The 5,742-nt window shown below is 54.3% G+C and carries 6 protein-coding genes; 2 read left to right on the forward strand and 4 right to left on the reverse strand.

The window, feature by feature from the left end:
• From pat to trxC, 3 genes are all read right to left on the reverse strand, one after another.
• A partial coding sequence (pat, locus tag FDW95_RS09945) for a protein lysine acetyltransferase (protein WP_249359016.1) occupies positions 1-1,830 on the reverse strand: 1,830 nt, incomplete at its 3' end.
• A 36-nt stretch (positions 1,831-1,866) separates the two neighbouring features.
• A complete protein-coding gene (gene tapT / locus FDW95_RS09950; RefSeq protein WP_096756114.1) occupies positions 1,867-2,565 on the reverse strand; it encodes a tRNA-uridine aminocarboxypropyltransferase in 699 nt (232 codons plus the stop codon).
• A gap of 69 nt (positions 2,566-2,634) precedes the next feature.
• Entirely contained in the window at positions 2,635-3,054 is a 420-nt protein-coding gene (gene trxC / locus FDW95_RS09955; RefSeq protein WP_045446319.1) for a thioredoxin TrxC, read from the reverse strand.
• A gap of 208 nt (positions 3,055-3,262) precedes the next feature.
• Between trxC and FDW95_RS09960 the strand changes: the two genes are divergently transcribed.
• Positions 3,263-4,342, forward strand: coding sequence for a tRNA/rRNA methyltransferase (locus tag FDW95_RS09960; RefSeq protein ID WP_096756115.1), 1,080 nt, complete (start codon positions 3,263-3,265; stop codon positions 4,340-4,342).
• Positions 4,343-4,375: 33 nt separating this feature from the next.
• On the opposite strand, the gene ung is transcribed toward FDW95_RS09960, so the two are convergent.
• Entirely contained in the window at positions 4,376-5,065 is a 690-nt protein-coding gene (gene ung, locus FDW95_RS09965; RefSeq protein WP_137363490.1) for a uracil-DNA glycosylase, read from the reverse strand.
• 317 nt (positions 5,066-5,382) lie between these two features.
• Between ung and grcA the strand changes: the two genes are divergently transcribed.
• On the forward strand, positions 5,383-5,742 hold a 360-nt coding region (grcA, locus tag FDW95_RS09970), incomplete at its 3' end, for an autonomous glycyl radical cofactor GrcA (protein WP_137363492.1).

Below are 5,742 nucleotides of genomic sequence, written 5' to 3' on the forward strand. Positions count from 1 at the left end.
CGGTCGCCACTCTACGCCACCTTCCCCCAACATAATGAGTGGCCCAAATACCGGATCGTGTTCGACGACCACGCGCAGTTCCTGAGCCCCCGCGCGGTTAGCCATACTCTGGACAAGCAAACCGTGGATACGCGCCTGCGGCCAGGCCATTTTCACCCGATCAAAAATCGCATTGGCTGCCTGCTGAACTTCGGTTGCCGTTCGCAGGTAGAGCATAACCCCTTGAACTTCCGATTTATGCGGGATATCGGGAGAACGTAGCTTGAGCGCTACCGGATAACCAATTTGCTCGGCGATGTGTACGGCTTCTGCGCTGTCGCTGGCAATCCAGGTGGGCAGCGTGTGCAAGCCATAGGCGTGCAAAATAGGCTGAACTTCATGCGTATCCAGCGATGTTGCCCCGTCAGTAATCGCCTGTTGTAACAGATTATGTGCCTCGGCGGTGTTGGCCGTCAGGCTGTCAGGGAGCACTGGTGTTTCACGCAGCTGCTTCTGGTTACGCCGATATTCAACCATATGCATAAACGCGGTGATGGTGCCTTCCGGTGTACGATAGGTAGGTAATCCCGCTTCACTAAACAACCTGCGGGCTTCCTGGGATGAAAACTCCCCGCACCAGTTAGTGAGTAAGGAGACAAACTTGCCGCGCGGATGTTGTTTCACCGCCTCAATCAGCGCCTGCGCGCTTTCGGTGCCAGGTGCGGCTGCGCTAGGCGAGTGGATGACCATCAGGGCGTCGAAATCCTGGCTGGCGAGTAAAATATTCAGCGTTTTAACGTAATGCTCACTGCTGGCATCGTCGCGCAAATCCAGTGGGTTGGCGATATCAACGTGGGTTGGTAACGCATCGCGTAGTTTCTGGCAGGTCTCTTCGCTTAGCGTGGCCAGTTTGCCGTTTCGCGACCACAGCTCATCTAAAGCCAGTGCAGCAGGGGCGGCACCATTGCTGATGATCATCAGCCTGTCGCCACGTAATGGGCGCATGTGGCTGAGGGTTTCCACCGCTGAGAAAAGCTCGTGTGTGTCCTGCACGCGCAGCAGACCGGCACGCTGAATGGCGGCGTCCCAGGCTGGGTCCATCCCCGAGCTGGTATGCAGCAAGCGCTGAGCCGCAGGGCTGCGACCGCTTTTAATCACCAAAATGGGTTTGTTACGCGATGCGCTACGTGCCGCCGAGACAAAACGGCGGGCATCGCTCAAATGTTCGAGGTAGAGCAAAATCGCACTGGTTTTACTGTCGCGTGCCAGGTAATCAAGCAGCTCATCAACGTCAATGTCCAGACTGTCACCCAGGGCAATAAACCAGGAAAACCCCATGTCGCGCTGCTGCGCCCAGTCCAGAATGGTGTTGGAAATCGCCGCCGACTGGGAAATAAATGCCAGCTTGCCGCGTTTAATCGGTACCGGTGAAAAACTGGCGTTAAGCCCCTGCCAGGGGGCGAGAAGCCCCAGACTGTTGGGGCCGAGCAGACGTATTTTATAGCGTGATGCGCAGGCCAGCAGTTCAGCGTGCTGCGCCGTGGGCGCTGACAAAATAATACAGGTTTTGCAGCCTTTCTCGCCTAGCGCCTCCAGCAGCGTCAGGTTGCGGCTGGCATTGGTACACAGCACGGCGAGATCGGGAGAAAAAGGCAGGCTGGCGATAGTGGGCCAGGCCAGCACGCCCAACACTGCTTTCCAGGCCGGCGTCACCGGTAAAACCGGTCCATTGAAGCCGCCGGCCAGTAAGTTACGCATCATCAGGTAACCCGCACGATTGGGCTTCATTGACGCCCCAATCACCGCAATGGATTTTGGTCGCAGTAGCGCTTCCAGACCACGTTGACTCATATCGGCTTCCTTAATGACACCAGTGACCGAATGATTTTAAACGTTTTCTGTCGAGTCTGCTGTGACGCTTCCCTGATGTTGGGTTTTTCCTGCCAAGTAGCGAGTTTTAAAAAGCGTGAAGTGCTCACTTAATCCTTCGGCTGCCTGCGTGTCTCCAGCCAGATCCAGTAAGGCAATCGCCACTTCGGCGGTGCAATACTGCCCCTCGGCATGGGCTTCGCGCAGACGGTAAGCGGAAAGACGTGATAAATCGACGGAGATAACCGGCAGGTTATCGAGGTACGGACTTTTACGGAACATTTTGCGTGCTTCTGGCCAGGTACCATCAAGCATAATGAACAACGGTGTTTTACCCGTAGGTGGCGTGAAAATGACCTCACGGCCCTCGTCGGCATAGGATGCCGGGAAGACCACCATCGGTTGATAATCCGGATTGTTAACCAGTTCAAGCAGCGCTGACGGCGGCTCGGTGCGAGACCACTGAAACGCGGCGGTATCCGGCAGAATATCAGCAATCAAACGCCCGGTGTTGCTGGGTTTCATCGGTTCGGTGTCAAACATTACCAGGCAAAAACGACTCTTCGCCTGGGCAGGTCTCAGCGTTTCGCACAGGCACAGTTTCAGCGGCAGTAAGCAGCGCTGGCAGCGGCGAATACGGTTACCTCGGGCAAGAAAAGGGCGCGTGGCGCGCGCAAGGCGCTCGGCACGTAACTGGAGAACGGCGTTATTGGTCATCGGGAAGCACGTTGAAAAATGCTATTGTCGCAGAGGACAAAACGGGGCACAAGATGTGCCCCGTAGAGATTATAATGATTCGTTAAGCCAGCTATCAAACGGGGCTTTAGGCACTGCGCCATTGAGCATATCGACGACTTCACCTTTCTTGAATATCATAATGGTCGGAATGCTGCGGATGCCGAAACGTGCGCTGAGTTCGCGTTCAGCTTCGGTATTCACTTTAACAAAACGCACTTTACCGCTACGCTCTTCAGCGACATCTTCAAAAATGGGGGCGAAGTTACGGCATGGGCCACACCATGGCGCCCAGAAATCGACCACCACAGGAAGATCGTCTTTTAACAGCTTATCCAGCGTAGCACCGGTCGCATTGATCACCTCACCGTCAAACAGGTCGTGACCACAGCGTCCGCATTTGGCCGTATCCTGAACACGATCTTCGGGGATGCGGTTGATAGCCTGGCAGCTGGTACAAACGGTATTCATAACTAACCTCTGGATGAGTAGGGTGGACTTCGCGGCAATCACGCCGATATGTTTCTGTTATGTTACATATTATCGGGGAGACTGTTTTAAACAGCAATGCGTTTTATTCAATGAGTACAATAGTCATAAGCTTTTAAATGAAATAATGGCTAACGACGTGCACATCGGGTAATCTGCGCGCTTCGCGCAGAGCAGGTGGAGAAAAGAAATGAGCGACGAACTGAAGAACAAAAACGGCAAGGTCAAAGTGATGTACGTCCGCAGTGACGATGACTCGGACAAGCGCACCCAAAATCCACGTACCGGTAAAGGCGGCGGTCGCCCAGGTACTTCCCGAGCCGAAGGCGGTCGTCGCCCTGCCCGTGATGACAGAAAGGGTCCGAACAGTGAACGTGGCCGCGATCGTGGACGTGACCGCGATGTTGAACGCGACCGTAAACGTGAAGACTCACCGTGGCGTACCGTATCCCGCGCGCCGAGCGATGACGTAGCGGAAAAAGCCGATCACGGTGGGATCAGCGGCAAGAGCTTTATCGATCCTGAAGTATTACGTCGTCAGCGTGCGGAAGAAACCCGCGTTTACGGTGAGAATGCCTGTCAGGCGCTGTTCCAGAGCCGTCCGGACGCCATTGTCCGCGCCTGGTTTGTCCAGAGCGTGACACCACGATTTAAAGAAGCATTACGCTGGATGGCGGCAAACCGCAAAGCCTACCACGTGGTTGACGAAGCCGAACTGGCGAAAGCTTCCGGTACTGAACACCATGGCGGCGTGTGTTTCCTGATTAAAAAACGTAACGGTACAACCGTTAAGCAGTGGGTTGGCCAGGCGGGGGCGCAGGATTGCGTACTGGCGCTGGAAGATATCGCCAACCCGCATAACCTGGGCGGCATGATGCGCAGTTGCGCTCACTTCGGTGTGAAAGGCGTGGTCGTACAGGATGCCGCGCTGCTGGAATCCGGTGCAGCTATCCGTACCGCGGAAGGCGGTGCCGAGCACGTGCAACCGATCACTGGCGACAGTATTGTGGATGTGCTGGATGATTTCCGCAAAGCAGGCTACACGGTCGTGATGACCTCCAGCGACAAAGGTAAGCCGTTGTTCAACACCACGCTGCCAGAAAAAATGGTGCTGGTGTTAGGCCGCGAGCGTGATGCGCTACCGGAAGCAGCATGTTCTGCAGACGATCTGTGCGTAGCCATCGACGGTACGGGCAATGTAGAAACGCTCAATGTCTCCGTCGCGACGGGCGTCCTGCTCGCGGAGTGGTGGCGTCAGAACAAAGCCTGATAGTAAAAATGCCAGCGAATCGCTGGCATTTTTTTACTCGCTCTCAGCCGGCAGCACCGGCATCCAGTCGATCGGTTTTTCACCGCGTTTTTCCAGCCACTCATTTGCCAGAACAAAGTGATTGCAGCCAAAGAATCCGCGGTGTGCCGAGAGCGGAGACGGATGCGGCGCTTTCAGAATATGGTGACGCTGCGCGTCAATAATGGCCCCTTTCTTCTGCGCGTGCGCGCCCCAGAGTAAAAACACCACGCCTTCACGGTGCTCGTTAATCAGGCTAATGACTTTATCCGTAAAGGTTTCCCAGCCCAGACTGGCATGCGAATGTGCCTGTCCTGCCCGGACGGTAAGGACGGTGTTCAGTAACAGTACCCCCTGACGTGCCCAGCTTTCCAGATACCCGTGCGTGGGGCGTGTAAAGCCCGGGACCGTCGCTTCGAGTTCTTTATACATATTCAGTAATGACGGTGGAGTGGCTACGCCTGGGCGCACAGAAAACGCGAGGCCATGCGCCTGGCCGGGACCGTGGTAAGGGTCCTGTCCCAGGATGACAACTTTCACATCGCCAAGCTCGGTAAAGCGAAATGCGTTAAACACATCTTTTTGCGGCGGGTAAACCGTCATGCCTGACTGGCGTTCACCGGCGACGGTATGCAAAGTGTTAACAAAATAGGGTTGCTGTTTTTCTTCGGTCAGCACATCGTGCCAGGTTAATTCGGTAGTCATCTCGCTCTCCTGCGAATTTCATTCCCCCTAGCTTAACTGCTTCTCTCTGGGGCGCAAAATTCTCTACGATTCTCAAGGGACTACCCCTTAAAGATAGTTGAAAATTTATGTAAAAATTTTATCTACACGCATAGCGTAAGTTGATGTAAAACAATAAAATCCACTCATCACCACTTTGCGTGTGTGGTTTTTATTGATTTAAATCAAGGAATCAAGGGTGTGCGAGGGGTATATATACACTCAAGCAACAATGGTTTTACCAATTGGCCGCGCGACGGCCAACCGAAATCAAATAATTTTGCCGGGGAGGCATCAACATGATTACAGGTATCCAGATTACTAAAGCTGCAAACGACGACCTGCTGAACTCTTTCTGGCTGCTGGACAGCGAAAAAGGCGAAGCACGCTGCATCGTTGCTAAAGCAGGTTTCTCTGCTGATGAAGTCGTTGCCGTCAGCAAACTGGGCGAAATCGAATACCGTGAAGTACCGGTAGACGTACAGCCAGAAGTTCGCGTAGAAGGTGGCCAGCACCTGAACGTTAACGTTCTGCGTCGTGAAACGCTGGAAGATGCGGTTAAGCACCCGGAAAAATACCCGCAGCTGACTATTCGTGTTTCTGGTTATGCGGTGCGTTTCAACTCACTGACTCCAGAACAGCAGCGCGACGTTATTGCC

Origin of the sequence: Citrobacter sp. wls718, assembly GCF_005280945.1 — a bacterium.
GTDB lineage: Bacteria > Pseudomonadota > Gammaproteobacteria > Enterobacterales > Enterobacteriaceae > Citrobacter > Citrobacter gillenii.

Bases quoted from the DNA above. Each gene is read 5' to 3' on its own strand.
- FDW95_RS09960 (WP_096756115.1), top strand. From the start codon at position 3,263: ATGAGCGACGAACTGAAGAACAAAAACGGCAAGGTCAAAGTGATGTAC.
- trxC (WP_045446319.1), bottom strand. From the start codon at position 3,054: ATGAATACCGTTTGTACCAGCTGCCAGGCTATCAACCGCATCCCCGAA.
- ung (WP_137363490.1), bottom strand. From the start codon at position 5,065: ATGACTACCGAATTAACCTGGCACGATGTGCTGACCGAAGAAAAACAG.
- tapT (WP_096756114.1), bottom strand. From the start codon at position 2,565: ATGACCAATAACGCCGTTCTCCAGTTACGTGCCGAGCGCCTTGCGCGC.